The 1,736-nt window shown below is 66.9% G+C and carries 1 protein-coding gene and 1 pseudogene; both read left to right on the plus strand.

The window, feature by feature from the left end; genetic code table 11:
- Positions 1–1,371 (plus strand): sugar ABC transporter ATP-binding protein (locus ABD714_RS21010; RefSeq protein ID WP_344814417.1); only part of this gene is annotated, 1,371 nt, incomplete at its 5' end.
- A gap of 123 nt (positions 1,372–1,494) precedes the next feature.
- A pseudogene (locus tag ABD714_RS21015) lies at positions 1,495–1,736 on the plus strand (ABC transporter permease); the annotation flags it as partial.

Genomic DNA, 1,736 nt, shown 5'->3' on the forward strand with positions numbered 1-1,736 from the left:
TTCGCAAAGCTGCTGGCCGGGGTCGACACATTGACCGACGGGGAGATCACGATCGCCGGCTACCCCCACCCGGTGCGCAACGCCGCCGAGGCCGAGCAGGCGGGGGTGTTGATGATGCACCAGGAGCCGTTGATCATCGACGACTTCACCGTCGGGGAGAACGTCTGGCTGTACAAGCTCCGCGAGGGTCGGGACATCCGCCCGTGGGCGCAGAAGATCGACACCAACAACGCCGAGACACGGGAGGTGCTGGCCAACGTCGGTCTGGGTCACCTGTCGACCCGGCAGCTGGCCCGCGACCTGGGGCCTGGACAGCGGCAGATGCTGTCCCTGTCCCGCGCGGCGGTCACCACTCACAAGATCATGATCTTGGACGAGACGACCGCGTCGACCAGCGAGGAGCACTTCAACGACATCCTCGACCTGGTGCGGCGGGAGAAGGAGGCGGGCACCTCGATCATCTTCGTCTCCCACCGCCTGAACGAGGTCTTCGCCATGTGCGACCGGATCGCGGTCCTGCGGGGCGGCAAGCTGGTCAAGACGCTGAACGCCGCCGACACGAACGCCGACGAGATCACCTCGCTGATGATCGGCCAGGCCCTCAAGGCGCTGGCCAGGCCGACGCCGGTCACGGTCGAGGCGGGCGCGGTGCCGGTGTTGTCGGTCGCAAACCTCTACGGCGGCACCGCCAACGACGTCTCCTTCGACGTCAACCCGGGCGAGGTCGTCGGCCTGTACGGGTTGGTCGGCAGCGGCCGGTCCTCGGTGGCCCGCACCGTCACCGGTCAGCGTCCGGCCGTGTCCGGATCGATCAAGCTGCACGGCGAAGAGGTCAAGCTCCCGAACCCGACCGCCGCCGTCAACAAGCGGATCGCGTACCTGACGGAGGACCGCCGGCTGGAGGGGTTCGTCAAGGACTTCGACAACGGGCAGAACATGAGCCTGGTCGCCCTGCCGAAGCTCGCCAAGGCCGGCATCGTCGACGCCGCTGCGGAGAAGAAGCGGGTCCGTGAGCTGATCGGTGAGTACCAGGTGAAGGGCGGCACCAAGACCTACACCCGGACCCTGTCCGGCGGCAACCAGCAGAAGGTCGTGGTGGCCAAGTGGCTGGAGACCGACCCCGAGTTCGTGGTCCTGGACGAGCCGACCAAGGGCATCGACGTCGGCGCCCGCGCCAACATCTACGAGATCATCCACGCCGTCGCCGCCCGCGGCAAGGGTGTGCTCGTGGTCTCCAGCGAGGCCGAGGAGCTGCTGTCGCTCTGCCACCGGATCCTCGTGATGCGCAACGGCAAGATCGTCGCCGAGTTCGACCCCGACCAGGCCGACACCGACGACCTGATCCGCACCGCCCTCACCCACCAGGACTGACCCGCCCGCCCTGCACCACCTCGCATCGGTTCCGCTGAGGTCCCACCGAGGTCGGGCCTCGGGGACCTTCCCCTCGTCCAGATCTGCCCACCACATCTCACCCGTGAGCGAAGGAGCTTTCCCATGTCAACGAGCACCACTGCACCACCGTCGGTTCACCACTACGAGGAGGACCACTCCCGTGGCGGTCAGATCCTCGGCTGGCTGAAGAGCCAGTACGCCCTCTACATCCTGGTCGCCTTGTTGCTGGTGGCCACCATCACCAAAGGCTCCGTGTTCTGGGGCGGCACCAACCTGACCAACCTGCTGCTGCAGATGTCGATCATCGGCGTGGTCGTGCTGGCCGAGCTGATCGTCGTGCTGAC

The sequence above is a fragment of the Microlunatus aurantiacus genome (genome assembly GCF_039536605.1).
In the GTDB taxonomy this organism is placed as follows: Bacteria; Actinomycetota; Actinomycetes; order Propionibacteriales; family Propionibacteriaceae; genus Microlunatus; species Microlunatus aurantiacus.